The organism is Paenibacillus sp. sgz302115, from assembly GCF_056120445.1.
On record NZ_JBVYOK010000076.1, the window covers coordinates 1 to 329 of the forward strand.

2 rRNA genes are annotated in these 329 nt (G+C 53.8%); both read right to left on the bottom strand.

Annotated elements, in window-relative coordinates:
* Positions 1–95, bottom strand: a 5S ribosomal RNA gene (gene rrf / locus AC0LWN_RS32720); the annotation flags it as partial.
* Between the two features lie 134 nt (positions 96–229).
* A 23S ribosomal RNA gene (locus AC0LWN_RS32725) occupies positions 230–329 on the bottom strand; the annotation flags it as partial.

Here is a 329-nt window from a genome sequence, read left to right on the forward strand (position 1 = left end):
CAGGACCCTTCGGTCCAAGTACCATCGGCGCTGGAGGGCTTAACGGTCGTGTTCGGGATGGGTACGCGTGGAACCCCTCCGCTATCGCCACCAAACGTGCGCTTGTGGAACAAGCGCCGAGCGTCACATTCGGTCGTTCACAGCTGTGCCGATGAATGTGTGCGCGATTGATTGTTCAGGCTTAATCGCCTGAAAACTGAATCCGAAACGAAATCTGCGTTATAGTTGTTTGGATAAGCCCTCGACCGATTAGTATTGGTCAGCTCCACACGTTACCGTGCTTCCACCTCCAACCTATCTACCTCGTCGTCTTCAAGGGGTCTTACATG